23 protein-coding genes and 1 pseudogene are annotated in these 26,033 nt (G+C 72.0%); 10 read left to right on the top strand and 14 right to left on the bottom strand.

The window, feature by feature from the left end:
- Nucleotides 1-15 precede the first annotated feature (15 nt).
- On the bottom strand, nt 16-1,485 hold the full coding sequence (locus ABEA87_RS01985) for a leucyl aminopeptidase (RefSeq protein ID WP_425570704.1): 1,470 nt from the start codon (nt 1,483-1,485) through the stop codon (nt 16-18).
- A gap of 172 nt (nt 1,486-1,657) precedes the next feature.
- The gene (locus ABEA87_RS01980; RefSeq protein ID WP_007455245.1) at nt 1,658-1,825 is read right to left on the bottom strand and encodes a DUF3117 domain-containing protein; all 168 of its coding nucleotides are present in this window, start codon (nt 1,823-1,825) and stop codon (nt 1,658-1,660) included.
- A 248-nt stretch (nt 1,826-2,073) separates the two neighbouring features.
- Here ABEA87_RS01980 and ABEA87_RS01975 point away from each other — a divergent pair, with 248 nt between their 5' ends.
- A complete protein-coding gene (locus ABEA87_RS01975) occupies nt 2,074-2,922 on the top strand; it encodes a PaaX family transcriptional regulator (protein ID WP_345625420.1) in 849 nt (282 codons plus the stop codon).
- Nucleotides 2,923-2,945: 23 nt separating this feature from the next.
- Complete coding sequence (locus tag ABEA87_RS01970; RefSeq protein WP_345625419.1) at nt 2,946-3,737, top strand: enoyl-CoA hydratase-related protein; 792 nt, start codon at nt 2,946-2,948, stop codon at nt 3,735-3,737.
- Nucleotides 3,738-3,749: 12 nt separating this feature from the next.
- Here the strand turns inward: ABEA87_RS01970 and ABEA87_RS01965 are convergent.
- From ABEA87_RS01965 to ABEA87_RS01950, 4 genes and pseudogenes are all read right to left on the bottom strand, one after another.
- A pseudogene (locus tag ABEA87_RS01965) lies at nt 3,750-3,941 on the bottom strand (hypothetical protein); the annotation flags it as partial.
- Between the two features lie 18 nt (nt 3,942-3,959).
- On the bottom strand, nt 3,960-4,562 hold the full coding sequence (locus ABEA87_RS01960; RefSeq protein WP_345625417.1) for a DNA-3-methyladenine glycosylase I: 603 nt from the start codon (nt 4,560-4,562) through the stop codon (nt 3,960-3,962).
- 29 nt (nt 4,563-4,591) lie between these two features.
- A complete protein-coding gene (locus tag ABEA87_RS01955) occupies nt 4,592-5,083 on the bottom strand; it encodes an SRPBCC family protein (protein WP_345625415.1) in 492 nt (163 codons plus the stop codon).
- On the bottom strand, nt 5,080-5,883 hold the full coding sequence (locus ABEA87_RS01950; RefSeq protein WP_425570703.1) for a DivIVA domain-containing protein: 804 nt from the start codon (nt 5,881-5,883) through the stop codon (nt 5,080-5,082). The genes ABEA87_RS01955 and ABEA87_RS01950 overlap by 4 nt, the downstream gene beginning before the upstream one ends.
- Before the next feature lie 214 nt (nt 5,884-6,097).
- On the opposite strand from ABEA87_RS01950, the gene folP reads away from it, so the two are divergent.
- Nucleotides 6,098-6,910, top strand: a complete 813-nt coding sequence (gene folP, locus ABEA87_RS01945) for a dihydropteroate synthase (RefSeq protein WP_345625413.1) — start codon at nt 6,098-6,100, stop codon at nt 6,908-6,910.
- 27 nt (nt 6,911-6,937) lie between these two features.
- Here folP and ABEA87_RS01940 read toward each other — a convergent pair whose 3' ends face one another.
- On the bottom strand, nt 6,938-7,315 hold the full coding sequence (locus ABEA87_RS01940; protein ID WP_345625411.1) for an NADH-quinone oxidoreductase subunit A: 378 nt from the start codon (nt 7,313-7,315) through the stop codon (nt 6,938-6,940).
- Nucleotides 7,316-7,439: 124 nt separating this feature from the next.
- Here ABEA87_RS01940 and ABEA87_RS01935 point away from each other — a divergent pair, with 124 nt between their 5' ends.
- The 3 genes from ABEA87_RS01935 to ABEA87_RS01925 all read left to right on the top strand — a co-directional run bounded on the left by ABEA87_RS01935 (nt 7,440) and on the right by ABEA87_RS01925 (nt 12,574).
- A complete protein-coding gene (locus ABEA87_RS01935) occupies nt 7,440-9,368 on the top strand; it encodes a COG1361 family protein (protein ID WP_345625409.1) in 1,929 nt (642 codons plus the stop codon).
- Between the two features lie 334 nt (nt 9,369-9,702).
- Nucleotides 9,703-11,547, top strand: a complete 1,845-nt coding sequence (locus ABEA87_RS01930) for a 2-oxoacid:acceptor oxidoreductase subunit alpha (RefSeq protein WP_345625407.1) — start codon at nt 9,703-9,705, stop codon at nt 11,545-11,547.
- A complete protein-coding gene (locus ABEA87_RS01925) occupies nt 11,540-12,574 on the top strand; it encodes a 2-oxoacid:ferredoxin oxidoreductase subunit beta (protein ID WP_345625405.1) in 1,035 nt (344 codons plus the stop codon). Before ABEA87_RS01930 ends, ABEA87_RS01925 begins: the two co-directional genes overlap by 8 nt.
- Before the next feature lie 93 nt (nt 12,575-12,667).
- Here ABEA87_RS01925 and ABEA87_RS01920 read toward each other — a convergent pair whose 3' ends face one another.
- A complete protein-coding gene (locus ABEA87_RS01920; RefSeq protein ID WP_345625403.1) occupies nt 12,668-15,439 on the bottom strand; it encodes an ATP-binding protein in 2,772 nt (923 codons plus the stop codon).
- Nucleotides 15,440-15,751: 312 nt separating this feature from the next.
- A complete protein-coding gene (locus tag ABEA87_RS01915; protein ID WP_345625402.1) occupies nt 15,752-15,961 on the bottom strand; it encodes an FmdB family zinc ribbon protein in 210 nt (69 codons plus the stop codon).
- 54 nt (nt 15,962-16,015) lie between these two features.
- Between ABEA87_RS01915 and ABEA87_RS01910 the strand changes: the two genes are divergently transcribed.
- Nucleotides 16,016-17,011, top strand: a complete 996-nt coding sequence (locus ABEA87_RS01910; protein WP_345625400.1) for a lytic transglycosylase domain-containing protein — start codon at nt 16,016-16,018, stop codon at nt 17,009-17,011.
- A gap of 83 nt (nt 17,012-17,094) precedes the next feature.
- Nucleotides 17,095-18,123 carry a GNAT family N-acetyltransferase gene (locus ABEA87_RS01905; RefSeq protein WP_345625764.1) on the top strand — a complete coding sequence of 343 codons (1,029 nt, stop codon included), beginning with the start codon at nt 17,095-17,097 and terminating at the stop codon, nt 18,121-18,123.
- A gap of 70 nt (nt 18,124-18,193) precedes the next feature.
- On the opposite strand, the gene hemB is transcribed toward ABEA87_RS01905, so the two are convergent.
- From hemB to ABEA87_RS01880, 5 genes are read right to left on the bottom strand one after another with little or no spacing between them, the layout of a single operon-like run.
- On the bottom strand, nt 18,194-19,177 hold the full coding sequence (gene hemB / locus ABEA87_RS01900; RefSeq protein ID WP_345625398.1) for a porphobilinogen synthase: 984 nt from the start codon (nt 19,175-19,177) through the stop codon (nt 18,194-18,196).
- A 7-nt stretch (nt 19,178-19,184) separates the two neighbouring features.
- Nucleotides 19,185-20,765 carry a bifunctional uroporphyrinogen-III C-methyltransferase/uroporphyrinogen-III synthase gene (locus ABEA87_RS01895; RefSeq protein ID WP_345625397.1) on the bottom strand — a complete coding sequence of 527 codons (1,581 nt, stop codon included), beginning with the start codon at nt 20,763-20,765 and terminating at the stop codon, nt 19,185-19,187.
- On the bottom strand, nt 20,762-21,688 hold the full coding sequence (gene hemC / locus ABEA87_RS01890) for a hydroxymethylbilane synthase (RefSeq protein ID WP_345625396.1): 927 nt from the start codon (nt 21,686-21,688) through the stop codon (nt 20,762-20,764). Before hemC ends, ABEA87_RS01895 begins: the two co-directional genes overlap by 4 nt.
- Nucleotides 21,685-22,971, bottom strand: coding sequence for a glutamyl-tRNA reductase (locus tag ABEA87_RS01885; protein ID WP_345625394.1), 1,287 nt, complete (start codon nt 22,969-22,971; stop codon nt 21,685-21,687). The genes hemC and ABEA87_RS01885 overlap by 4 nt, the downstream gene beginning before the upstream one ends.
- Nucleotides 22,971-23,654 (bottom strand): redox-sensing transcriptional repressor Rex, encoded by a 684-nt coding sequence (locus ABEA87_RS01880; protein WP_345625762.1) that lies wholly within the window; start codon nt 23,652-23,654, stop codon nt 22,971-22,973. Before ABEA87_RS01880 ends, ABEA87_RS01885 begins: the two co-directional genes overlap by 1 nt.
- Before the next feature lie 386 nt (nt 23,655-24,040).
- Between ABEA87_RS01880 and ABEA87_RS01875 the strand changes: the two genes are divergently transcribed.
- The gene (locus tag ABEA87_RS01875) at nt 24,041-25,318 is read left to right on the top strand and encodes a sensor histidine kinase (protein WP_345625393.1); all 1,278 of its coding nucleotides are present in this window, start codon (nt 24,041-24,043) and stop codon (nt 25,316-25,318) included.
- Complete coding sequence (locus ABEA87_RS01870) at nt 25,309-25,950, top strand: response regulator transcription factor (protein ID WP_345625391.1); 642 nt, start codon at nt 25,309-25,311, stop codon at nt 25,948-25,950. The genes ABEA87_RS01875 and ABEA87_RS01870 overlap by 10 nt, the downstream gene beginning before the upstream one ends.
- The last annotated feature ends 83 nt before the right edge of the window (nt 25,951-26,033 follow it).

Here is a 26,033-nt window from a genome sequence, read left to right as displayed (position 1 = left end):
ACCGGCGGAGCGGACTCAGGCCTGCCCGTTCTCCGCGGCGATGCCCTCCAGCCAGCGCAGCAGCGTGCGTACCCCCCAGCCGGTGGCACCCTTGACCAGTTCGCCCTCGGGGCCCTCGATCCAGGACGGGGCGGACATGTCCAGGTGCGCCCAGCGGTTGCGGGCCGCCCCGGCGAACTCGCGCAGGAACAGCGCGGCGGTCACCGAGCCGGCTCCGCCGTCACCCACGTTGGCGGCGTCCGCGATGTCGCTGGCCAGCAGCTCCAGGTAGTCGTCCGGCAGCGGCAGCCGCCACACCTTCTCGCCGGCGGCACCGGCTGCGGCGCTCAGCGCTCCGGCCAGTTCGTCGTTGTCGCTGTACAGCGCGGCGGTGCGCTTGCCGAGGGCGACCGCGTTGGCCCCGGTCAGCGTCGCCAGGTCGACCAGGAGATCGGGGTTCAACCGGCGTGCCGCGTAGGCCAGCGCGTCGGCGAGCACCACCCGTCCCTCGGCGTCGGTGTTGAGCACCTCGGTGGTCCGGCCACCGTAGTGGCGGACCACGTCGCCCGGCCGGTACGCGGAGCCGCTGACCATGTTCTCGGCCAGCGGGGCCAGCGCCGTCACCCGCACCGGCAGCTTGAGCGCCGCCGCACCGAGGGTGGCGGCGATGATCGCCGCCGCTCCGCCCATGTCCTTGCGCATCAGCTTCATGCCGTCGCGGGTCTTGATGGAGATGCCGCCGGAGTCGAAGGTGATGCCCTTGCCGACGAGTACCACGTGTTGGCGCGCCCCGCGCGGGCGCCAGCCCAGCTCGACCAGGCGCGGTCCCCGGCTGGAGCCGCCGCCGACCGCGAGGATGCCACCGAACCCCTCGGCGGCCAACTCCTGCGGTTCCCGGACCCGTAGCTTGAGGCCGGGCAGCCGGTCCGCCTCGCGAGCCACCCGGGCGGCGAACCAGGCCGGGCTCTTGTCCTGGCTCGGCATGTTGGTCAGGTCGCGGGCCAGGTAGGTCACGCTGGCCACCGCGTTCGCGGTCGCCAGGGCCGCCTCGAAGCGCTCGGGCGCGTCGACCGCCACCGTCACCCGGCGCAGCGTCGGGCCGCCGCCCGGCTTCTCGGCGCCCAGCCGGAACCGGTACCCGGCGAGCAGCAGCCCCTCGGCGAGCCCGCGCACCGCCGACGGCTCGGCGGCGGGCGGCAGCGCAATGGTCAGCGAGGATTCCCGCGACGCGGCCCGGTAGAGCGCGGCCCCGGCCGACCGCCACCCGGCCTCGTTCGCCGAGCCCACCCCGACCAGCAGCAGCCGGTGGGTCCGCTCCCCCGGCCGGGGCAGCACGTGCACCACGCCCGCCGCGCCGCTGTGGTCTGTGTCATCGACGAGGGCGGTCGCCTGGGCGACGATGGCGTCGCCGAGCGGCACCCCGACGGCAACCAGCCCGTCCGGGTCGACCGGCAGCGCCAGCGCGGCCGAGGCTCCGGTGGCTGCGGAGAGGCGGATGGTGAGCAAGGCGCGGTCATCTCCCGTTCGTCATGGTTCGACTGCCATGGCAGCCGTCCGCACCCGGTGATCCGTGGATCGTCCGGGTGCGGACGGCGGCCTGACGTGTTCACCCGTACCCTCCGGCGCCCAGCGGCGCACCGAGAGACGGCCCCGCCTGCGGTTCTGCCGGCGGATAGGGTCAGCCGGCGGCGGCCTTCAGCGCGTCTCCGAGCGCGTTCGCCTCGTCGGGAGTCATCTCAACGACGAGCCGGCCACCGCCTTCCAGCGGGACGCGCATCACGATGCCCCGGCCCTCTTTGGTGACCTCCAGCGGACCGTCGCCCGTCCGCGGCTTCATCGCCGCCATCTCGTCTCCCCTCAAACTTTCCCCAGGTCAGAGCGGCTCCTCGGACCTGTACGGCAGCGGCCCGCGCTCCGGAAATGCGCCCCGGAACGGTGCCGACTCATGATTTTCCCTGATGAAGGGCGTCAGACCCAAACCGCCCCTGCAGAGATATGACACTGAACTAGACCGGAAGCAACGAAGCTGTCACAATGAGCGGCATTTCCGCCGGCCGGCGGCGTGATGTCGATCACGGGGGGTGAGGGCAACCCATGCAGGCCCGCTCGGCCCTGTTCGATCTCTACGGCGATTATCTACGCCCACGGGGCGGCCGGGCACCCGTTGCCGCCCTGGTCCGGCTGCTCGCGCCGCTGGGGATCGCCGCCCCCGCCGTACGCACCGCCGTGTCCCGCATGGTCCGGCAGGGCTGGCTACATCCGCTGCGGCTGTCGACCGGGCCCGGGTACCTGATGAGCCCGAAGGCGGCCCGGCGGCTCGACGAGGCGGCAGCGCGGATCTACCGCACCGGCCGGGCCGGCTGGGACGGAACCTTTGATCTTATTGTTATCGACGCCCCGCCCCAGCGGGGCGACCGGTCCCGGCTCGCCACCAACCTCGCCTTCCTCGGCTACGGCAACATCGACGAGACCACCTGGGTGGCCACCCGGGCCGCCGACGACGTGGACGCGCTGCTGCGCGAGTCCGGGCTGCGGTACGAGCGGTTCACCGCCAGCCACGCCGCCGGTACGGCCGGTGCCGTAGCGCTGGTACGCCGGGCGTGGAACCTCGACGAGATCGGCGGCGCGTACGAGCGGTTCGTCCGGGAGCTGCGCCCCCTGGTAGCCGCGATCAACGATCAGAGTACGGACGAGGCAAGCTACGCGGCCCGATTCCGGCTGGTACACGCCTGGCGAACGTTCCTGTTCAGCGATCCTCAGCTGCCACCGACCCTGCTCCCGGCGCGCTGGCCGGGCACCGCGGCGGCGGCCTTCTTCGATCGACACGCCGGCCGGCTGCGGCCCGCCGCCGACCGGTACGTCGACCTGTGTCTCGATCAGTCGAGCCGCGGCCCGACCGTGCGGCACCTGGCCCGGGCCCCGATCAAGAGCGTTCGACCGTAGGCGGATTTCCGCGAGGAGAGATCATGAGCGACGAGTTGTTGATCGAGCGAGACGGCGCCGTGGTGACCCTGACGCTCAACCGGCCGGACTCGCTCAACTCCCTCGACCGGGCGCTCAAGGAGTCGCTGCGGGACACCCTGTCAGACCTGGACACCGACCCGGAGTGCCGCGCGGTGGTGCTTGCCGGCGCCGGACGGGCCTTCTGCGTGGGTCAGGACCTGCGCGAGCACCTGGAGGTGCTCGAGTCCGGCTCGACCGCCCCGCTGGGCACCGTCCGCGAGCACTACAACCCGATCGCCTCCCGGCTGGCCCAACTGAGCAAGCCCGTCGTGGCAGCCGTTCGCGGCGCCGCCGCCGGCGCGGGTGCCTCGCTCGCGCTGCTCGCCGACTTCCGGATCGGCGGCCCGAAGACCAGCCTGCTGATGGCCTTCGCCAACGTGGGCCTCGCGGCCGACACCGGCGCCTCGTGGTCCTTGCCGAGGCTGGTCGGGCTGGCCAAGGCGACCGAGCTGCTGATGCTCGCCCAGCCCGTACCGGCGGCCGAGGCGCACCGGCTCGGACTGCTCACCACCCTGGTCGACGAGGACGACCAGGTGCTGCCCGCGGCCCGGGAACTCGCCGCCCGGCTCGCCGCCGGCCCCACGCTCGCGTACGGCGCGATCAAGCGCGAGCTGGCGATCGGCAGCATCGGCAGCCTCGCCGACGCGCTTGCCGCCGAGGCCGAGGCGCAGGCGCAGACGGGTGCGTCGGAGGATCACCGGGCGGCCACCGCGGCCTTCGCCGCCAAGCGCAGGCCGGAGTTCACCGGCCGCTGACCCCGGCCCGCCTCACTCGTCCTCTTCGGGGTCCAGGTTGGTCTGCCCGCCCATCAGGTAGGCCTGCATGGCCAGCTCGTCGCCGGCGGGCGAGACGAAGACCGGCAGCTCGGTGGGGCCCAACTGATCCACGAACGACCAGAACCGGGCGACCGCGTCCGCCGCCGAGTCCGCCTCGATCGGCAGGTTGAGGCTGATCAGCCACCGCTCGGTCATCGCGCGCTACCGCGCGCCGTCGCGGGCGGCCCGACCCGCCGGTCGTCCGCTCGCCACGTAACACTCCGCCAGATGATCGTCGACCATGCCGGTGGCCTGCATGAGCGCGTAGGCCGTGGTCGGGCCGACGAACCGGAAGCCGCGCTTGCGGAGATCCTTGGCCATCGCGGTCGACTCCGGCGTGGACGCCGGGACCTCCGCGTAGGACGTCGGGCGTGGCCGGCCGCCGGGCGCGTAGGACCAGAGCAGCGCGGACAGCCCGCCGGGCAGATCGAGCGCCGCCCGGGCGTTGTTGATCGCCGCGTCGATCTTCGCCCGGTTGCGCACGATGCCGGCGTCACCCATCAGCCGCTCGACGTCGGCGTCGCCGTAGGTGGCGACCTTCTCGATGACGAAGCCATCGAACGCGGACCGGAACGCCGGCCGCTTGCGCAGGATGGTCAGCCAGGACAGGCCGGACTGGAACGCCTCCAGGCTCAGCCGCTCGTAGAGCGCGTCGTCGTCGCGCACCGGCCGGCCCCACTCCACGTCGTGGTAGGCCAGGTAGTCGGGCGTGCTGCCCGCCCACCCACAGCGCGCCAGCCCGTCGGCTCCGATCAGCAGGTCCACGCGGCCAGCCTAATGAACCGGTACGACAGTTACGGCAGGCTCCCGGCCTCGACCAGCCGGGCGAAGCGCCGCAGCATCGAGGTCAGGCTCACCTTGGAACCGGGCCAGAGCACCGCTCCGGCGAACCGGCCGGCGGGTCCGGCCGGCAGCTGGAACCACTCGTGCCAGACCACCTGGGTGCGCCCGCCGCCCATCGGGGTGCAGCGCATCACGCCCGGCCCGCGCAGCAGCCGCCCGGTGTGGATCACCCGCACCTCGTACGGCGGGTCCAACTTCGCGACCTTCATCTCATCGCGCAGGACGGCCGGACCGACCGTGGTGACCGCCTCGATCGTGCTGCCCTCGCCTCCGTCGCCCTGGGTGATGCGCACCCTGGTGAACGGAATCCAGTCGCCCTGCCGCTCCCACGCCGTGAAGGCGGCGTACACCCGCTCCGCCGGCGCGTTCACGATCACCGTGGCGGTGACCTCGCCGGCCCCCGGAGCCGACGGCGGGGTCGACGCGGATCTCGGACCGGTCACTTGGCCGGCTCGACGGCCGCCGCGTCGCCCATCTCGCCGACGCCCGTGGGCCAGCCGCGGCCCGCCCGGTCGGAGTCGCGATCGCGGTCGGAGTCGGCGCCCGCGGCATCGGCATCGGTGGGGCCGGTCGCTTCGCCGGAGGTCTCCGCTTCGTCCCGCTTCGCGGCCCGGTGGGACTTCTCACCGTCGGACTGCGCGCCCTCGGGCCCGTCGAGGTCGATGGGCTCCCCGTCGAGGTCGATGGGCTGCGCGTCGACCGGGACCTCGGCCGCCGGATCGAGGTCCGCGTCGGTGGCCCGGCTGGGCCGCGCGGCCGACTCGCGCGCCTCGCGCAGCGCGTCCGCCTCCTCGATCCGTCCGGCGCGCAGCGCGGCGACCTCGGCCTCCAGGACGCCGATCAGCTCCTCCTTGTACCCGAGGTCGTAGCCGGCCCGCCGGAGCGCCTGGTCCACCTGGGTCATCCGGTAGCCACGCAACGTGACATCGAATTGCACCCCTGAGAGATCGGACTCGGTCAGCGGCCGGGATCCCGGCAGGGGAACCGACCGCCCGTCCGGTTCGGCAGGCTCCAGGCCCTGGTCACCTCCCATGATCAACACAGTGATACCAAAGACGAGTGCGGCAGCGACGAGCGCCACGGCGAGCACAATGAAGAGCTGGCCCATGTGCACGATCGTGGCACGCTTGCCCGGTGCGGGCGACCCCGCCACCCGGACGAGGAGATAGATGAGCGACCACGACGAGCGAAGTGCCTGGAACGGGGCGGTCGAGTCCCAGGTTGTGGGATCGCCGGATGGCACTCGGATCGATGATCTCCGAACTCCCGCCACGGCCGGAGCGGCCGTCTCGAACGTGAACGGAGGGCCGGACGGGCGCGGCGGGCCACCCGGGAACGGCGGGCCAAACGGGGGCGGCAGGCCAGCCGAAGGCAATGAGCCAAGCGGGGGCAGCGGCCCGGTCGGTGGGGATCTGCGGCTCGGCCGGCGGACATTGCGCCCCGGCGAGTTGGCGGTGATGGCCATCGTGAACCGGACCCCGGACTCCTTCTACGACCGGGGGGCGACCTTCGCTCAGGACGCCGCGCTGCGCGCGGTCGAGCGGGCCATCGACGACGGCGCGGACATCATCGACATCGGTGGAGTGAAGGCCGGACCCGGCGAGACCGTGGACGCCGCCGAGGAGATCCGCAGGACCGTCTCGACGATCGCCGCGGTCCGGGCCGAGTTCCCCGACGCGGTCATCTCGATCGACACCTGGCGGGCGGAGGTCGCCCGCGAGGCCGTGCCGGCCGGCGCCGATCTGATCAACGACACCTGGTCCAGCGCCGATCCCACCCTGGCCGAGGTCGCCGCCGCGACCGGAGCCGCACTGGTCTGCTCGCACGCCGGCGGGCTGGTGCCCCGGGCCCGGCCGTACCGGTCCGCGTTCACCGACGTGGTCGCCGACGTCGTGGGTACCGTCACCACGCTGGCCGAGCGCGCGCTGAGCCTGGGCGTACGCCGGGACGGCATCCTGATCGATCCGGCACACGACTTCGGCAAGAACACCCGGCACTCGCTGGAGGTGACCCGGCGCCTGGGCGAGCTGGTCGGTACGGGCTGGCCGGTGCTGGTGGCACTGTCCAACAAGGACTTCGTCGGCGAGACCCTCGACCTGCCGGTGCAGGACCGGCTGGAGGGCACCCTGGCCGCCACCGCCGTCTCCGCATGGCTGGGCGCCCGGGTGTTCCGCGCGCACCAGGTCCGGCAGACCCGACGGGTGCTGGACATGGTCGCCGCCATCCGTGGCGACCGCCAGCCGGCGGTGTCGCGTCGCGGCCTGGCCTGATCCGACCCGCGCAACCCGCCCGGCGTCTCAGGCCCAGCGCAGCACCCGCTTGCGCCACGAGTACAGCAGGCCAAGCGCCAGTACGCCGACGAAGATACCCATCTCCACGACCGCGCTGGCGCCGAACTCCGGTCGGTCGTAGATGACCGCCCACGGGAAGAGAAAGACGCTCTCGACCGCGAACAGCACGTAGAGAAACGCGTAGAGGTAATAGCGGATCTGGGCCTGCGCCCAGTCGCCCCCGACCGGATCGAGACCGCACTCGTAGTTCCGGTATTTGTCCGGCGCCGGGTTGGGCCGGGCCGGGCGCAGCAGACGGTTGGCCGAGAAGGCGCCGACGAACACCAGCGCGGCGACCACGAGCAACAGGCCCAACGTCGCGTACGAGCCGAGGTACCCGTCCATACGGACGATCGTACCGCCGAAAATCGACCAAGTTAGCGCTCGAATCCGGCCGGAGAGGCGCACCCGGAAACCGGCAGGAGCCCTCAGAATTAGCGTGCGAAACATTGTCACAAGAGATCGCGAGGTGCCCTTGCCACGCTGGTCCGCACTCCGGGGGCTGGTTGCGCTACTGGCCGCCGTACTGATCGGCGCCGGGGCGCTGAGCACCGCGCCCGCGCTCGCCTCGGGCGTCACCGTGGAGGACTCACCGGCCGCCTCGGACGACAGCCCGACCCCCACCGACTCGCCGACGCCGCCGGCCGATTCGCCGACGCCCACCCCGAGCGAGGAGGCACCCGAGTCGCCGACGCCGCCGCCCTCGCAGGCGCCGCCGTCGTGGCTGCAGCCGCCGCCCCCGTCGGTGGGCCGGACCGAAATTCCGCCCCACGCCCCGGTCCTGCGGGTACGGGCCTACGCCAGCAGCGCGATGCTCGGTGACGAGTACTGGAGCGGCACGGACGGCACGGCGTTCACGATCACGGTCAAGAACACCGGCACGGTGGCCGCGAAGGTCGACGTCAGCTACACCGTTCCGAACGGCGTGACCGACTCGGCGACGGGCGCCTGCCAGGGGGGCCACTGCTCGATCTCATCGCTGTCGCCCGGCGCGTCGGTACCGCTGACGGTCGCGATCACGGTCTCCCCGGACGCCTGGCGCGCGGCGCCGCTGGCGGGGCAGTTCGGCTTCACGGCCACCGGAGACGACGCCCGGGTGAGCAGCGGGCAGCGCCCGTGGAGCATCGTCTTCCCGGCCGGGCCGCCGGTCCCCGACATCGACCTGCGGGTCGAGAACGTCGCGCTCGGCACCGATCCCGACGTGCCCGGCCAGCTCAGGATCAAGGTTGCCAATGCGGGCCACCTACCGGCGGCCGCGTCGGTCGACGTCGTGGTGCCCAACGGTGTGAGCCAGGGCTCGTTGCCCACCAGCTGCCAACAACGGCAGCGGCTGGACGGCGCCACGACGCGATGCGTCCTGGGCACCCTGACTCCGGGCGCCCAGGAGTCGTTCTCGGTACCGCTGACCGTGGACGCGCGGGCACGCGCCGACGCGCCCTTGGCCGGCCTGGTCCGGGCCACGCTCACCCCGTCCGGGCAGGACGGCCGGACCACCCAGGCCTCGTACCAGATCCTCGTGCCGGCGGGCCAGACCGGCGTGGATGTCGGCAGTACGGCATCGGACTCGGCGACACCGCTCGGGAACGACCACGACGAGGAGTACGGCTCGTTCGCCCTCACCCCGCACAACACCGCCGCTTGGCCGATCATCGCCGTCTCGACGGTGGTCCTGATCGGGGTCATCGTGGCACTGGTGATCGTGCTGCGCGGGCGACCGGTGACGGCGGCGCCCCGGTTCGCGGGTGGGCCGGCGATGCGGAACGCCGCGGGACTGTCCGGCCCCACGGCCCCGGTCCGGCGCTACCTGCCCGACCGCGTGCCCGCCGCCCCACAGCCGGTCGCGCAGCCAGCAGCGCAGCCGGTCGCGCAGCCAGCAGTGGAGCCGATCCCGGTGGCCGAGGCGCCGGCGAGTCCGGTGGCCGAGGCGCCGGCGGTGCCCGCCGGACCTGAGGCCGGGCCGAAGGCCGGCGGGGTGGTCGGGGCGGAGCCGACCGGCCCGGTAGAGCTGGAATGGACCCGGTTGCCCGACTCGCCGCCGCCCAGCGATCCAGCCGGCGGCGATGCCGGAACCGGTGACGCCGGAACCGGTGACGCCGGAACCGGTGACGCCGGAACCGGTGACGCCGGAACCGGTGACGCCGGAACCGGTGACGCCGGAACCGGTGACGCCGGAACCGGTGACGCCGGAAGCGGTGACGCCATCACCGCCGATCCCGGCGATGATGGCGGCGCCGGAGCGGCGGACGCGGCCACCACCGAGACTGGCGACGGCGCCTCCGAGGCGACCGACGTGGCCACCGCCGCGACGGGCGGCGAGGCCACCGCCGCGACGGGCGGCGAGACGGGCGATGGGAGCACCGGAGAGGGTGTTGAGACCGACGGGCAGCCCGCCGGCTAGCGGCCCCGAGAGCTCCGGCGAGCACCCGCAACGGCAGCCGGGGGCCCGCCGATGCCCTGATCTCCTGCGGTCGGAATCGCGCCGGGTTGCCCTTATTGCGGGCAACAGTGGCTGTATTGGCGATTCCGCTGATAGCCGGGAATCTCGCGGCTACACCGACCGGCTACTGGGCCATCAATGATTGTGACCAATTGCCCTAACATTCGTCGGACCCGGGACAGAACCCGGGTTCAAGCTCGACGTAGGCTCAAGCTTGACAAAAACCTAGCGGGCCCGGCTACAACGGCGTTGCGCACCCGCACACGCATGGCCCGCCGCGAGGAGGTCCCTTCCCGTGACCAAGCAGGTCCGCCAACTGGATCGGGTGGTCATCCGGTTCGCCGGCGATTCCGGCGACGGTATGCAGCTCACCGGTGACCGGTTTACTTCCGAGACCGCTCAGCTGGGCAACGACATATCGACGTTGCCCAACTTCCCCGCGGAGATCCGGGCACCCGCTGGCACCCTGCCCGGGGTGTCCAGCTTCCAGGTGCACTTCGCCGACTTCGACATCCTCACCCCCGGCGACGCGCCGAACGTGCTGGTGGCGATGAACCCGGCCGCGCTCAAGGCCAACCTGCGTGACCTGCCGGGCGGGGCGGACATCATCGTCAACACCGATGAGTTCACCAACCGGAATCTGACCAAGGTCGGATACGCCGCCAACCCGCTGGAGGACGGGTCGCTGGAGGGCTACGCGGTTCACCCCGTCGGCCTGACCAGCATGACCGTCCGCGCCCTGGCCGACCTCGACGTGTCCAAGAAGGACGCCGAGCGGGCCAAGAACATGTTCGCCCTGGGCCTGCTCTCCTGGATGTACTCCCGGCCGTACGAGTCGACGCTCTCCTTCCTGGAGCGCAAGTTCGCCGCCCGTCCGGAGTTGGTGGCGGCGAACATCGCGGCGTTCAAGGCCGGCTGGAACTTCGGCGAGACGACCGAGGACTTCTCGGTGCGCTACGAGGTCAAGCCGGCCAAGATGCCACCCGGCAACTACCGCAACATCACCGGCAACGCGGCGCTGGCGCTGGGCGTGGTGGCCGCGGGGGTGCGGTCGGGCCGGCCGGTGGTGCTGGGCGCGTACCCGATCACTCCGGCCTCGGACGTCCTGCACGAGCTGTCCAAGCACAAGCGGTTCGACGTGACCACCGTGCAGGCCGAGGATGAGATCGCCGCCATCGGCGTGGCGCTGGGCGCCTCCTACGGCGGCGCGCTGGGCATCACCTCGACCAGCGGCCCCGGCGTCGCGCTGAAGGGCGAGACGATCTCCCTCGCGGTCGCGCTCGAGCTGCCGCTGCTCATCATCGACGTGCAGCGCGCCGGACCGTCCACGGGCATGCCGACCAAGACCGAGCAGGCCGACCTGAACATGGCGTTGTTCGGCCGGCACGGTGAGGCCCCGGTGGCGGTCATCGCGCCGAAGTCGCCGTCCGACTGCTTCTACGCGGCGCTGGACGCGGCCCGGATCGCGCTGACCTACCGGACCCCGGTGATCCTGCTCTCCGACGGGTACATCGCCAACGGCTCGGAGCCCTGGCTGCTGCCGGAGGTCGCCGACCTGCCCGACCTGTCGGTCGAGTTCGCCACCGAGCCCAACGGGCCGTCCGGCGAGTTCCTGCCGTACCTGCGTGACCCGAAGACCCTGGCCCGGCCGTGGGCGATCCCCGGTACCCCCGGGTTGGAGCACCGGATCGGCGGCCTGGAGAAGGCGGACAAGACCGGGGACATCTCGTACGACCCGGCCAACCACGACTTCATGGTGCGCACCCGGGCCGCGCGCATCGAGGCCATCGAGGTGCCCGACCTGGAGGTCGAGGACCCGAACGGCGACGCCCAGGTGCTGGTCCTCGGCTGGGGCTCCACCTACGGCCCGATCGGTGCCGCCTGCCGCGCCCTGCGGCAGCGGGGGCAGGCGATCGCCCAGGCCCACCTGCGGCACCTCTCGCCGATGCCGCGCAACCTCGGCGAGGTGCTCAAGCGGTACGACAAGGTGGTCATCCCGGAGATGAACCTGGGTCAGCTGGCCCACGTGATCCGGGCTCGCTACCTGATCGACGTGATCGGTTACAACCAGGTCCGCGGCCTGCCGTTCACGGCGGCCGAGCTGGAGACGATGTTGGAAGAAGTCGTGAAGAATGTCTGAATCGGTATCGATCAAGCTCTCCGCGAAGGACTTCAAGTCCGACCAGGAGGTGCGCTGGTGCCCGGGCTGCGGTGACTATGCGATCCTGGCCGCTGTCCAGTCGTTCATGCCCGAGCTGGGCATCCCGCGCGAGCGGATCGTCTTCATCTCTGGCATCGGCTGCTCGTCCCGGTTCCCGTACTACATGAACACCTACGGGATGCACTCCATCCACGGCCGCGCCCCGGCGATCGCCACCGGCCTGTCGGTGTCCCGGCCCGACCTGTCGGTGTGGGTGGTCACCGGCGACGGCGACGCGCTGTCGATCGGTGGCAACCACCTGATCCACGCGCTGCGGCGCAACGTCAACCTGAAGATCCTGCTGTTCAACAACAAGATCTACGGGCTGACCAAGGGCCAGTACTCGCCCACCTCGGAGGTTGGCAAGATCACGAAGTCGACCCCGGTCGGCTCCGCGGACTCGCCCTTCAATCCGATCTCGCTCGCGCTCGGCGCCGAGGCGTCGTTCGTGGCCCGGACCATCGACTCGGACCGCAAGCACCTGCAGTCGGTGCTGCGGGCGGCCTCGCAGCACGAGGGCTCGGCGTTCATCGAGATCTACCAGAACTGCAACATCTTCAACGACGGCGCGTTCGACGTGCTCAAGGAGCCGGCCACCCGGGACGACTTCCTGATCCGGCTGGAGCACGGCAAGCCGGTCACCTTCGGGGCCGACGGGCAGTGGTGCGTCGTTCACCCGCCCGGCGGCTTCGGGCTGTCGGTCGAGCGGACCGCGGAGACCGACCCGTCGCACATCCTGGTGCACGACGCGACCGTCAAGGACCCGGCCTACGCCTTCGCCCTGTCCCGGCTGCCCGACCTCGACCTGCGGCACACCCCGATCGGACTGTTCCGCTCGGTGGAACGGCCGGCGTACGACACGGTGGTCCGTGAGCAGGTCGCGACCGCGCAGAGCAAGCTCACCCGCGGCCTCGACGAGGAGTTGGGCGCGCTGCTCGGCTCCGGTGACACCTGGACGATCCTCTAGCGGCCACGGCCCGGTAGACGCAGACCGCCCCGGCGACCCGTTGATCGGGTCGCCGGGGCGGTTGAGTATCCGGCGCGGCGATGACCGTGAGGGTCAGGACGCCCGGGAGTCGACGTCGCGGGCGGGCAGCTGCGCCGGACCGGTGCGCCGGTCGGTCTCGGCGTAGCGGTCGCCGTCGAGGCACCGGTCGGTCTCGGTGAAGCGCTCCGAACCGGCCTCCAGATCCGGGTGCCGCACGGCGAGCGCGACCTTGGCCGCCTCCTCCAGGGTGAGCGCGGCGCCCTCGGCGTACGCGGAGTCGAACGTCGCGTCGCCCAACGCCGCGCGCAGCCGGCTCTGCTGCTCCGCCCAGTACCCGCCGTAGATCCTCGCCACATCCGGCAGCAGCGCCCGGGCGGCCTGGGCCGCGCCGAACAGCCGGGCGGCGGTGAGCCCGTCGTCCCCCAACGCGCAGCGCACCGCGAAGCCGTTGATGGTCTCCACCGCGCAGGAGTGGAAGCCGTAGCCCATCCGGGAGCGCAGCGCGACGGCCAGGTGGTCGTGCGCCGCGATCAGGTCGCGACGGGCGAGCGCGACCATGCCCAGGATCATGTCGACGGTGCGCCGGCCCCGCTCGATGGGCCGCCCGGCCTCCACGGGACGGGCCGCGCCGAGCAGGTCGGCGGCCTCGTCCAGGGCGCCACGCTCCCACAGGATCTGCGCGAGGCAGTACACGGCGGGCAGCGCCTCCCCGACCACGTCCCGCTCGTGCGCCCAGCCGATCAGTTCGCGGCAGGCCGCCTCGGCCTCGTTGGGACTGCCGATACTGCGCAGCGGCGAACCCCGCCCGGACAGCGCCCGCGCCACGAGGGCGTGGTCCCCGGCACGCAGCGCGTACGCCTCGGCCCGCTGGGAAAAGCGCAGTTCCTCGGCGTACTCCCCATCGGCACCCGCGTGCAGCGCGTGCGTGTGGTACGCGACGGCCAGCTCGGCCTCGGGGATCTCCTCGCCGGTGAGCGCGATCCGCTCGTACAGCCGGAACAGCCACAGCCGCCCCTCGCGGGCCAGCCCGCGCTCGCGCCACCACTGGTCGAGCCCGCCGACGATGTGCAGCCCCTGCCGGGCGCTGCCCTCGTTCGCGCTCCACCGCAGCGCGGCGCGCAGTTCGTCGGCGAGCGGATCGATGGCGAACAGGGACAGCGTGACGGGCCGCCGATCCGGACCCTGATGGGCCCGTTCGAGTGCGTGCAGGCACCAGGCCACGTGCCGGTTGCGCGCGACCCGCTCCTCGCCCGCCTCGGCGAGCCGGCGCGCCGCGTACGCCCGGATCGGACCGAGCATCCGGTACGTCGTGCCGGACGCCGTCGGCTGCGCCTGTACCAGCGACTTGTCCACCAGGATCGCGAGCACGTCCAGCGGATCCTCGCCCAGCAGCCACTCGATGGCCGGAAGGTCCACCTGGTCGGCGAAGACGGCCAGCCACCGCAGCAGCCGGGCCGCCCGCGGTGCGAGGGTGCGGTACGACCAGGTGACGGTGGCCTGCAGGGTGGCGTGCCGCAGGGCCGCACCGCCGTTCAGCGACACGGTGTCCACCATGGACAATCCGGCGTCCAATGTGGACACAACATCGTCGAGCCGGTTCACCAGCTCGCCCGCGGTCAACACCCGCAGCCTGGCGGCGGCCAGCTCCAGCGCCAGCGGCAGCCCTTCGAGCCGGTACGCCACCCGGCACAGCTGCTCCAGCTCGGCGCCCGCCGGTCGCTTGCCGCCGTGGGCCGCGGTGGCGCGGTCGAGCAGCAGCGCCACCGCGTCGCCGGGGCCGCCGTCGCGGTCGGGCTCCAGGGACAGCGGTGGGATCCGCCACACCACCTCGCCGGCCAGCCCGAGAGGCTCCCGGCTGGTCGCCAGCACCTGCGCGCCCCGGCTGCCGGACAGCAGCCGGCCGACGACCATCGCGGCCGCGCCCGGCTGCGCGTCGCAGGTGTCCAGGACGAGCAGGAACCGCCGGCTGGTCGCGTAGTCGGCGATGGTGTCCACGACCGCGCGCCCGGGCTCCGGGCGCAGCCCCAGGTTGGCCGCCACCGTCACCGCCACGAGCCCCGGGTCGGTGACCGAGGCCAGGTCGACGAACCACACCCCGTCCGGGTAGGCATCCACCCGGGTGGAGGCGACCTCGACGGCCAGCCGCGTCTTGCCAGAGCCGCCCGGCCCCACCACGGTGACCAGCCGGTGCCGTTCGACCAGCGCGGCCAACTCGTCCTGCTCGGTGGCCCGGCCGACGAAGTTGGTGACCGTACCGGGCAGGTTGTGCGGGGTCGCGTCGAGCGTGCGCGGCCGCGGGAACTGCCGGTGCAGCCCGGGGGCGATGAGCTGGAAGAGCCGCTCCCGGTCGTCGAACCCGCGCAGCCGGTGCAGGCCCAGGTCCAGCAGCCAGGACTGTTCGGCGAGCTGGCCGGCGTGCCGGGCAGTCGACGCCGAGCAGACCACCTGACCGCCGTGCGCGGCCGATGCGATCCGGGCCGCCCGGTGCACCTCGGGGCTGGTGTACTCGTCACCCATCGGCTCGGCGTACCCGGTGTGCAGCCCCATCCGCACCTGCGGCCGGGCCTCCGGGGTGGGCCAGTCGTGCACGGCCAGGGCGCGCTGCGCCTCGCCGCAGGCGTGCAGCGCGTCGCCGGCGTCTCCGAACGCGACGAACAGCGAATCGCCCTCGGCGAACAGCGGCGTGCCGGCGCAGGAGGCCAGGGTGTCGCGGAGAAGCCTGCGGTGCTGGTTCAGGACCGGCGGGTACCCCGCACCGAGCATCTGGGCCAACCGCGTCGACCCTTCGATGTCGGTGAAGAGGAATGTCACCAGGCCACTTGGCAGGTGAATCCGTTCCGACACGCCTGAACCTCCGCCCCCTGGAAGTCGTGCCTCATGCTGACGCACCCTCCGAAGCGACCGCATCGGAGAAACGGTCCGGCACGGATCGGCTCAAGGTCGAGCCTTGAATCCGGATCATGGCACGGGGGATTCAACGAGCGGAGAAACGTGGGAGTGCTACGGCTGACGTAACGACGACCACCAGGCCGAGTTGCGGTCTACAAGGTCACTTCGGGTCGGCCGACCAGCCGGGCATGGTCCCCGTCCGGCCGCGAGGGATGCGCCGCCATCGACTCGCGCGTGCCTCACGGATCGCGCGAGGCGGTCAAAAAGCTAGCACCCGCAGGCGCCGCCGCAGCACCCACCTGACGCCGGGGGGCGCGCCGCGGAGGAGGCCCGGCCCGCTACCGAAACGGTGGAGAGAAGCTTGACCGTGTCGTCATGCCCGTCGGGACAGCGTGCGGGCGCGGCCGACTGCTCCATCGGCCGGGTCAGCTCGAACGTGTCACCGCAGGCGCGGCACCGATACTCGTATCTCGGCATGTTCACAGGTTACGACGGCTGCGGCCACACCGGAACGGGTGCGATACTCACCTTGTGACCGGCACGGACCAGGCCTCCCCACCCGCGCTGCGCCCAGCGACCCCTCCCGATCCCGCCCGCCACCGACGACCGCGGCTGAGCTGGGTGTTCGTCGTGGGACGGCACATCGGGCGAGCCGCCATCGCCACCGGCCGGGCGACCCAGCGGTGGGCGCTACGCCCGAGCGGGCGCTTCGCGCTCCCGGCCCTGGCACTGGCCGCCCTGCTGGCCGTGGCGGGCAGCGCCGGCGGATATCTGGTTCCGGCGACCGCGCCCAACCAGCCGCTGCCCGTGCCGTCCGGCGGCGCTCAGGACACCGACCCGGCCCAGGCCGGGGGTCCGCAGCTGGGTGTGCCGACCGAGCCCGATCCGACCGACACGTCGCTGCCCGGCATGACCGACGTGCCGACCGAGGGGCCCACCGCCCCGGCCCAACCGCAGGACGCGTTGGTCGGATGGGCGGGCCCGCTCTCCACGACGCTCAGCATCCCGATCGTGGCGTTGCAGGCGTACGGGTACGCCCAGCTGTCGGAGCAGCAGAGTGAGCCCGCCTGCCATCTGACCTGGACCACCCTGGCCGGCATCGGCAAGGTGGAGTCCAACCACGGCCGCGCGAACGGCGCCGAGCTGCTGAGCAGCGGCAAGGCGGTGCCACCCATCATCGGCCTGCCCCTGGACGGCAACGGGAACCGCGCCAAGATCACGGACACCGACCACGGTCAGTACGACGGCGACAGCGTCTACGACCGCGCCGTCGGACCCATGCAGTTCGTGCCGAGCACCTGGAACAGGTACCAGGTCGACGCGGACCAGGACGGGACCGCGGATCCCAACGACATCAATGACGCTGCGCTCGCCGCCGCCAACTATCTCTGCGCGGGCGGCCGCGACCTTTCGAAGCCCGGCGATTGGTGGGCCGCGATTCTGTCCTACAACGCCCTACAGTCCTACGCGGAGAATGTGTTCACCGCGGCCAACGACTACGGAATTCACAGCCGAGGCGTGATCTGACGTGGACAACTTTCCGGCAACCCGAAGAATCGCCGGAACAACTACTTTCGCCGACTCCCGATTGTCGGCAAGCTAGAGCGGTGATGGTACGCGAGTGGGATCCCCGAACCGCGCCGTCCGTTGAGATCGAAGCCGTTCTGGCCACACTCAACGCAGCGCAGTCTGTCGATCTTCCCGAAGATCCACAATGGCGGGTCGACGCGTTCCGCGAATACCTTGCCGTCACTATGCCCGGTGAGCGGCGAGTGTGCTGGTTGGCGGAGTCGAGCCCCGGCGCCGCCGCCCGTGGCGAACCGGTGCTCGGCGAGGCCAACATCCTGTTGCTGGGCGACATCGGCGTGGTCGAGGTGGTCGTGCACCCCAAGGCTCGCCGCGGCGGGCTGGGGCGCGAACTGCTCGGTGCCGTGATTCGCCGGGCCTACAGCGAGGGTTTCACCTCGGTCGGCGCCGAGGCCATCGGCGACACCCCCGCCATCGATTTCTACGAGCGCCACGGGTTCAGCTGCGCTTATGTCGAGATTCGCAACGTACTCAAGCTGTCGAGCGTCGACTGGATGCGGCTCGGAGAGATGGCCGGCGGGGTCAGCTCCGGCTACCGCATCGAGTACTACCCCGGCGGCCCGCCGGAGGAGCTCTACGAGGCGTACGCCGAGGCGAAGGAGATTGTTCGCGAATCCTATGAGTTCAGCGACCTGGAACTGCGCCCAAGCTCCTACGACCCCGGGCGCCTGCGGGCCAGCCTGACCACCCTGCACGCACGTGGCCTCAAGCCCTACATCGTGCTCGGCATCCACGAGCGGACCGGGAAGGTGGCCGGCCTGACCGAGGTCGTGGTGCCGGCCCAGCGCCCCAGCCGCGCCGACCAGTACGACACGATCGTCGTGCCGGCCCACCGCGGATACGGGCTGGGCAGGGCCATCAAGGCACGGATGCTGTTCGAGCTGCGCTCGGCGGAGCCGCGCCTCACCGAGGTGCAGACCTGGAACGCCTTCGAGAACGAGCCGATGCTCAAGGTGAACGCGGAACTGGGCTTCCTGCCGGACCGGCAATGGCGCGAATACGAGGCCGACGTGGCGGACCTGTTCCGGGTGCTGCACCTGGCCACACCCTGACCCGCGACCATCGACCCACCGCTACCAGCGGATATCGGGTGATGGACGCGCGGTGCGGGGAGCGGACGGATCAGTAGGCGGCGCGCAGCAGCTGCGCCGCCTCCACCGCCCAGTAGGTGAGGATCGTCTGTGCGCCGGCCCGGCGGATCGAGGTCAACGTCTCCAGGATGACCCGATCCCGCTCCAGCCAGCCGTTTGCCGCGGCCGCCTCAACCATCGCGTACTCGCCCGAGATCTGGTACGCCGAGACCGGAACATCCACGGCGGACGCGATGGCGGCGAGCACGTCGAGGTACGGCAGGGCCGGCTTGACCATCACCATGTCGGCGCCCTCGGCGATGTCCAGGGCCGCCTCCCGCAACGCCTCCCGCGCGTTCGCGGGATCCTGCTGGTAGGAGCGGCGGTCACCGACCAGCGTCGACTCCACCGCCTCGCGGAACGGCCCGTACAGCGCCGACGCGTACTTCACGGTGTAGGCGAGGATGGCCACGTCGGCGTACCCGGCCTCGTCGAGCGCGTGCCGAACGAACCCGACCTGGCCGTCCATCATGCCGGACGGGCCCACCACGTGTACCCCGGAGGCGGCCTGCTCCACCGCCATTTCGCCGTACCGGATCAGGGTGGCGTCGTTGTCCACGCTGCCGTCAGGCGCCAGGACCCCGCAGTGGCCGTGCGAGGTGAACTCGTCGAGGCACAGGTCGCCCATCACGACCGTGGAGTCACCGACCTCGGCGATGACGTCCCGGATGGCGACGTTGAGGATGCCGTCCGGATCGGTACCCCCGGAGCCGACCTCGTCGCGCCGCTCCGGCACCCCGAACAGCATGATTCCGCCCACCCCGGCCGCGACCGCCTCGGCCGCGGCCTTGCGCAGCGACTCGCGCGAGTGCTGCACCACCCCGGGCAGCGTGGAGATCGGCCGCGGCTCGGTCAGCCCCTCCCGCACGAACATCGGCAGGATGAGCTGGCGCGGCGCGAGCTCGGTCTCGCTGACCAGGCGACGCATGGCCGGCGTGCGGCGCAGCCGACGCGGACGAACATCTGGATAGGTCATGGCCGCCTCACCTGAATCGCAGCGCCGTCGGACCCTGCACCTTGGAGCCGCGGCGCTGCTTGGCCGGCATGGCGGCCAGCTTCTCCCGCAGCTCGACCGCGTACGTGGCAAGCTCCTCGACCAGGTCGGGCACCGAGGCATGCTGCGGCTGGACGTCCACCCGCAGGCCGAACTCGACGGCGGTCTCGGCCGTCTTGGGCCCGATCACCGCGACCACCGTGCGGGTGTGCGGCTTACCGGCGATGCCGACCAGGTTGCGAACGGTCGAGGACGAGGTGAACAGCACCGCGTCGAAGCCGCCCGACTTGATGGCGTCGCGGATGTCGGCGGGCGGCGGCGCGGCCCGGACGGTCCGGTACGCGGTGACGTCGTCGACCTCCCAACCGCGCTCGGTCAGGCCGGCGGCCAGCGTCTCGGTGGCGATGTCGGCGCGCGGCAGCAGCACCCGACCCACCGGGTCGAGGATCTCGTCGTGTGGCGAGAACTCGGCGAGCAGGCCCTCACTGGACTGCTCGCCGGCCGGCACCAGCTCGGGCTGGATGCCGAAGGCCCGCACGGCGCTGGCGGTCGCCTCACCGATACAGGCGATCTTCACGCCGCCGAAGTGCCGGGCGTCCAGGCCGTGCTCGGCGAACTTCTCCCAGACCGCGCGGACGGCGTTGACCGAGGTGAAGATCACCCAGGCGTACCGGCCGTCCACCAGGCCCTTGATCGCCCGCTCCATCTGCGCCGGGGTGCGGGGCGGCTCGACCGCGATGGTCGGCACCTCGCACGGGATGGCGCCGTAGGCGCGCAGCCGCTCGCTCATCACACCGGCCTGCTCCTTGGTGCGCGGTACCAGCACCTTCCAGCCGTACAGCGGGCGGCTCTCCCACCAGCCCAGCTTGTCCCGCTGGGCGGTACCCGTGCCCACGGAGAGCACCACCCGGCCGCTGAAGCCGAGCGCGGCGGCGACCATGCTGTCCACTGTGGACGTCGAGGTGTACTGCGTCTCACCGGTGCCGTCGCCGGTGACCGCGACCGGGGTCTGCGGGTCGATGCCGGCCGCCAGCAGGCCGTCGCGCACCGTGCCGAGTTCGCCGGCCTCGACCGCGACCGCGACCGCGCCACGGCCGGCCGCCGCGGCGAGCGCCTCGAAGTCGACCGCGCCGATGTCGTCGATGTCGGCCGAGGTACGCACCCCGGTCAGCGGGATGCCGGCGTAGGTGGCCACCCCGGCCGCCTGCGCGATGCCCGGCACCACCTCGAACGGCACCGCGGTCCTGGCGACCGCCTGCACCTCCCGGACCACCGACTCGTGGCCGAACGGGTCTCCGGCCACGAGGTGCACCCCGTGCAGCCCGGACCGGGCCGCGGAGAGCAGTACCTTGGCCACGTCACCGGACGCGCCCTCGGCGGGTGAGAACTCCGCCTCCTGCGGCGCCAGCTCACGGATCGCTCCGAGCATGACCTCGGATACGCCCCGGTCGTAGACGACCTGGTCGGCCGAGGCCAAGGCGTCATGGGCGCGGCGGGTGAGCAGGCCGGGGTCGCCGGGGCCGGCCCCGACAAAGCTGATATGCCCGGTGGACTTTCGGGTCCGCGTCATTGCTGTACTCCCAGTACTTCGTTGGCGCCGGCGCCCAACAGCTCCTCCGCCAATAGGCGGCCAACCGTGGACGCGTCGGCGAGCGTCCCGGTACGGGACAGTCGGAGGGCGACACGCCCGTCCGGACTCAGCACCGCACCGCGCAGGTATATCTCCCCGGCCGGATCCGTCTGGCCGTGCTCGACGATCTCGGCGAGACCGGCGACGGGGGCGCTGCAGCCCGCTTCCAGCGTGGCGAGCAGCGCACGCTCCGCGTCGACCGCCGCCCGGGTTGGGGCGTGATCGAGCGCGCGGAGCGCGTCGAACAGGTCGGGATCGTCCACCCGGCACTCGATGGCCAGCACGCCCTGCGCGGGCGACGGCAGCATCTGCCCCGGGTCGAGGATCTCCGTCACTTCATTGGCCCGGCCGAGCCTGACCAGCCCGGCCCGCGCCACGACCACGCCGTCGAGCTCGCCGGACGCGACCTTGCGCAGCCGGGTATCCACGTTGCCGCGGATCGGCACGATCTCGATGGGCAGCCCGAGGGAGTGCAACTGGGCGATCCGCCGCACCGCACCCGTACCAATCCGGGCGCCGGCCGGCATCTCGGCCAGGGTCAGCCCGTCCCGGGCGACCAGCGCGTCGCGCGGATCCTCGCGCAGCGGGGTAGCCGCGATCACCAGGCCGTCGGCGGGCGCCGTCGGCAGATCCTTGTAGGAGTGCACCGCCAGGTCGATCTCCTTGGCGGCGAGCGCGTCGCGCAGCGCGGAGACGAACACCCCGACGCCCAACGCGGCCACCGGAGCGGTGGAGCGGTCGCCAGCGGTGCTGATCTCGACCAGCTCGACGTCCTGACCGCTGGCCTCGGCCAACGCGTCGGCGACCATGCGCGACTGCCTCACGGCGAGCGTGCTGCCCCTGGTTCCGAGGCGGATGCTCACGATTCGACCTCCGGAACCCCGTTCACCGCGCCGGATGACGGCACGTCCAAGTCGAACAATTCACGCAGCAGGGCGGCATACCGGTCGCCGCCCGGCCCGGCCGCCAGTTCCCGGACCCGCACGGTCGGCTGGTGCAGCAGGCGCTGCACGACCCGGTGGATAGTACGCGCCACCTCGGCCCGCTGCTCGTCGGTCAACTCCGTGCGGCGCTGGGACAGCCTGCGCAGCTCGGCGGCGACTACCTCGTCTGCTCGGGCCCGCAGGGCGGCCACCGTCGGCGCCACATCGGAGCTGCGCAGCCAGGCCAGGAACGCCTCGACCTCGACCTCGACGATGTCCGCGACCGCGGCCGTGTCCGCGGTCAGGCCGCCGTCCGCCGCCAGAGCGGTCCCGAGCCGCTCGATGTCGATCACCTCGACCCCGGGCAGGTCGGCCACCTCCGGGGCGACATCCCGGGGCACCGCGAGGTCCACGATGGTGACCGGGCCGGTCACGTCGGCCGCGGTGATGACGTGGCCGGACGAGGCGGTGGCCGAGACCACGAGGTCCACATTGGACAAGTCGAGCTCGGGTCGCGCGGCCGCGTCGTAGAGCTCGGCGAGCCGGGCGGCCCGCTCGGCGCTCCGGTTGGTCACGTAGAGCGGCCCCGCCCCGGCTCGACGCAGGGTGGCCAGGGCCAGCGAGCCCATCGCACCGGCCCCGACGACGAGCGCCGAGCGTCCGGCCAGCGTGGCCTCGTCGGGGCCGGTCGAGCCGACCGCGGCGGCCAGGTTGAGTGCCGCCGAGACCACGCTCTGGCCGGCCCGGTCGATCCCGGTCTCGGCATGCGCCCGCTTGCCGACCCGCAGCGCCTGCTGCATCAGCTCGTGCAGCAGCCGGCCGGTCGCGTCGTGCTCCGCCGCCACCGCGTACGCGTCGCGCAGCTGGCCGAGGATCTGCGCCTCGCCGATCACCATGGAGTCCAGGCCGGTGGCCACCCGGTACGCGTGCCGGACCGCCTCGGCGTCGTAGTGCACGTACGCGTAGGGCGCCAGCTCCGCGGGGGTCGAACCGGCCCGGGGCGCCAGTACCGAGACGATGTCGCTCAGCCCGCCGTGGAACGCCGACACCCCGGCATAGACCTCGATCCGGTTGCAGGTCGACAGCATCAGCGCCTCGCCGATGAACGGCTGGGCCAACAACTGCGCCAGGATCTCCGGTACCTCGACCGGCGGCGCGGCGAGCCGCTCCAGCACGGGTACCGGCGCCGTACGGTACGAGACGCCGACGACCACTAGATTCATCAGCTGATCGCCTCCGGCAACGCCGTCAGGGTGGCCTTCCGGTGTTCGTGGAAGGAGAGAATCTGCAGCTCGATCGCGAGATCGACCTTGCGCACGTCCACATTCTCGGGCACGGACAGCACGCACGGCGCGAAGTTCAGGATGCTGGTCACCCCGCAGTCGACCAGGGCATCGGTGACTGTCTGGGCGGCGTGCGCGGGCGTCGCGATCACCGCTATCGCGATCCGTTCGAGCGCGACCACCTCAGCAAGATCGTCAATGTGACGCACCGGCAGGCCCGCGATCCGGTCCCCGATCCGGGCCGGATCGACATCGAAGAGTGCCGCGATATGGAAGCCCCGGGAACCGAAGCCGCCATAGCCGGCGAGCGCCTGGCCGAGGTTACCGACGCCGACCAGCGCCACCGCCCGGTGCTGGTTGAGCCCGAGCACGTGTTCGATCTTGTCGATCAGCTGCCCGACGTCGTACCCGACGCCGCGGGTGCCGTTCGAGCGCAGATAGGACAGGTCCTTGCGCAGCTTGGCGGAGTTCACCCCGGCCGCGTGGGCCAGCTCCTCGCTGGACACCACGTCGTCGCCGCGCTCGGCGAGCACGTGCAGCGCCCGCAGGTACTCCGGAAGCCGGGCAACGGTGGCCTCGGGCAGGTCCGGCAGCTCCGAGAGCGGTGCCCCGCGATCGGACAGTCCATGGGCGGGCGAGCCGTTGGCTGGCAGCCCGGCCGCCGAGCGCGCGGGGCGGGAAGCACTTCCCCCCGGCCGCTCGTTGCGCTGCTGACTCAAGTCTTCCTCTCGATCCAGGTCGCCTGAGGGGACGCGTCGCTGCCGCGACGCCGCCGGCCACCCGTCGTCACTCCGTACGTGCCTGCTGGGAACCCCGCCGTGTCGACCATGGTCGACTGTGCTAGGAGGCTCACCGCGTTTACAGAGTAGGCGCTCGTGAAGACGTGCACAAATCGCGATCTTGGAAGCTCCCACCGCAGGTCAACCCGCTGGCCGGTGGGGTTAACCCGAACAACGGAACGGCGGCCCGCGGGATGGGGCATTCCGGTGCCAGTGTCTAGGTTCGATGCATGACACACCCCCGACCCGGGAACGCCCTCACCCGGATGGTCCGCCAGATCGGCGCCGACACGGCGTACGTGATCATCGGCTTCCCGATCGCCCTAGCTGGCCTCATCGTGACGTTCCCGCTGTTCGCGCTGGGTGTTGGCACCCTGGTCACGGTGATCGGTCTCCCGATCATGGTGGCGGCGCTGATCGTCGCCCGGGGGTTCGCCGACCTCGAACGGCTGCGGCTGCCGGCGGTCACCCACCGGGCGGCGCCCCGCCCGAGGTACCGGCACGCCCGGGAGGGCTCCGGGTTCTGGCGGCGCGTCTTCGCCTCGCTGCGCGACGGCCAGGGCTGGCTCGACCTGATGCACGCGTTCTTCGGGTGGATCGTGAACACGGTCAGTTTCGTGTTCACCGTCACCTGGTGGGCTGTCGCGCTCGGGGGCCTGACTTCGGCCATCTGGGCCCGGTACATCCCGGATGGCGCTAATGATCAGGACCTCAACGACCTGCTCGGCCTGCCCGACCGACTGTCCGACCGGGTCGGGCTGTACACCGTCCTCGGGGCGTTCTTCCTGATCACTCTGCCCCTCGTGGTCCGGATCACGGCGGTGATCCGGGCCCAGTTCGCCCGGGCGCTGCTGACCGGCATCGCCGAGGTGCAGAACCGGATCAGCGGCCTGGAACAGCAGCGGGACTCGGCGGTCTCGGCGGAGGCCACCGCGCTGCGCCGGCTGGAGCGCGACATCCACGACGGGCCGCAGCAGCGGCTGGTACGGCTGGCCATGGATCTGGGCCGGGCCCGCCAGCAACTGGAGATCAACCCCGAGGCGGCCCGGGCCACCATCGACGAGGCGCTCGGCCAGACCCGGGAGACCCTCGACGAACTGCGCGCCCTGTCCCGGGGCATCGCCCCGCCGATCCTGGCCGACCGCGGCCTGCCCAGCGCCCTGGCCGCGCTCGCCTCGCGCAGCACGGTGCCGGTGGCCCTGAGCGTGCCGGAGGATCTCGGCCGGCTGGCCCCGATCTTGGAGAACACCGCCTATTTCCTGGTCGCCGAGGCGCTGACCAACCTGGCCAAGCACAGCCAGGCTCAGGCCGGAGCGGTATACCTCGGCCGGGCCGAGGGCCGGCTGACGGTGGCCATCCTCGACGACGGGATCGGCGGCGCACACCTGTCCAAGGGCCACGGGCTGACGGGCCTGGCCGACCGGGTACGGGCGGCGGGTGGCACGCTGCACGTCACCAGCCCGGCCGGCGGGCCGACCGAGATCCGAGCGGAGTTGCCATGCGAATAGTCGTCGCGGACGACGCGGTACTGCTACGGGAGGGCCTGATCCGCCTCCTCGAAGAGAACGGGCACCAGGTCGTGGCCGCGGTCGCGGACGGCCCGACGCTGGTGGACGCGATCGTCGAACACCGCCCGGACGTGTCGATAGTGGACGTGCGGATGCCGCCGTCGCACACGGACGAGGGGCTGCGGGCCTCGGTCAGGGCCCGGCGGCTGGTGCCCCGGTCGCCGATCCTCGTCCTGTCGCAGTACGTCGAGGTCTCCTACGCCGACGATCTGCTGGCCGACCGGGTGGGCGCGATCGGATACCTGCTCAAGGACCGGGTGGCGGAGGTCGCCGACTTCCTGGACACGCTCACGCGGGTGGCCACCGGTGCCACCGTGCTCGACCCCGAGGTGGTGGCGCAGTTGGTGATCCGTCGCGGCCGCGCGCCGCTGGACTCGCTCACGCAACGGGAGCGCGAGGTCCTGGCGCTGATGGCCGAGGGCAAGTCGAACACCGCGATCGCCAAGACCATGGTGGTCACCGACGGCGCCGTGGAGAAGCACGTGAAGAACATCTTCACCAAGCTCGACCTGCCGCCGGACGAGGAGCAGCACCGCCGGGTGCTCGCCGTGCTCACCTATCTACGCGGCTGACCCGGCCGGCGGTCCGAGCCCGAGCCCCACTCGCCCGCCCGAGCCGATCGCCCGCCCGAGCCGGTCGCCCGCCCGAGCCGATC

The organism is Rugosimonospora acidiphila, assembly GCF_039543385.1.
GTDB lineage: Bacteria > Actinomycetota > Actinomycetes > Mycobacteriales > Micromonosporaceae > Rugosimonospora > Rugosimonospora acidiphila.
This window is presented reverse-complemented; position numbering and strand designations above follow the sequence as displayed.

Coding starts and splice junctions, on each gene's coding strand:
- ABEA87_RS01980 (WP_007455245.1), bottom strand. CDS start 1,825: ATGGCGGCGATGAAGCCGCGGACGGGCGACGGTCCGCTGGAGGTCACC.
- ABEA87_RS01975 (WP_345625420.1), top strand. CDS start 2,074: ATGCAGGCCCGCTCGGCCCTGTTCGATCTCTACGGCGATTATCTACGC.
- ABEA87_RS01970 (WP_345625419.1), top strand. CDS start 2,946: ATGAGCGACGAGTTGTTGATCGAGCGAGACGGCGCCGTGGTGACCCTG.
- folP (WP_345625413.1), top strand. CDS start 6,098: ATGGCCATCGTGAACCGGACCCCGGACTCCTTCTACGACCGGGGGGCG.
- ABEA87_RS01940 (WP_345625411.1), bottom strand. CDS start 7,315: ATGGACGGGTACCTCGGCTCGTACGCGACGTTGGGCCTGTTGCTCGTG.
- ABEA87_RS01925 (WP_345625405.1), top strand. CDS start 11,540: ATGTCTGAATCGGTATCGATCAAGCTCTCCGCGAAGGACTTCAAGTCC.
- ABEA87_RS01915 (WP_345625402.1), bottom strand. CDS start 15,961: ATGCCGAGATACGAGTATCGGTGCCGCGCCTGCGGTGACACGTTCGAG.
- ABEA87_RS01905 (WP_345625764.1), top strand. CDS start 17,095: ATGGTACGCGAGTGGGATCCCCGAACCGCGCCGTCCGTTGAGATCGAA.
- hemB (WP_345625398.1), bottom strand. CDS start 19,177: ATGACCTATCCAGATGTTCGTCCGCGTCGGCTGCGCCGCACGCCGGCC.
- ABEA87_RS01895 (WP_345625397.1), bottom strand. CDS start 20,765: ATGACGCGGACCCGAAAGTCCACCGGGCATATCAGCTTTGTCGGGGCC.
- ABEA87_RS01885 (WP_345625394.1), bottom strand. CDS start 22,971: ATGAATCTAGTGGTCGTCGGCGTCTCGTACCGTACGGCGCCGGTACCC.
- ABEA87_RS01875 (WP_345625393.1), top strand. CDS start 24,041: ATGACACACCCCCGACCCGGGAACGCCCTCACCCGGATGGTCCGCCAG.
- ABEA87_RS01870 (WP_345625391.1), top strand. CDS start 25,309: ATGCGAATAGTCGTCGCGGACGACGCGGTACTGCTACGGGAGGGCCTG.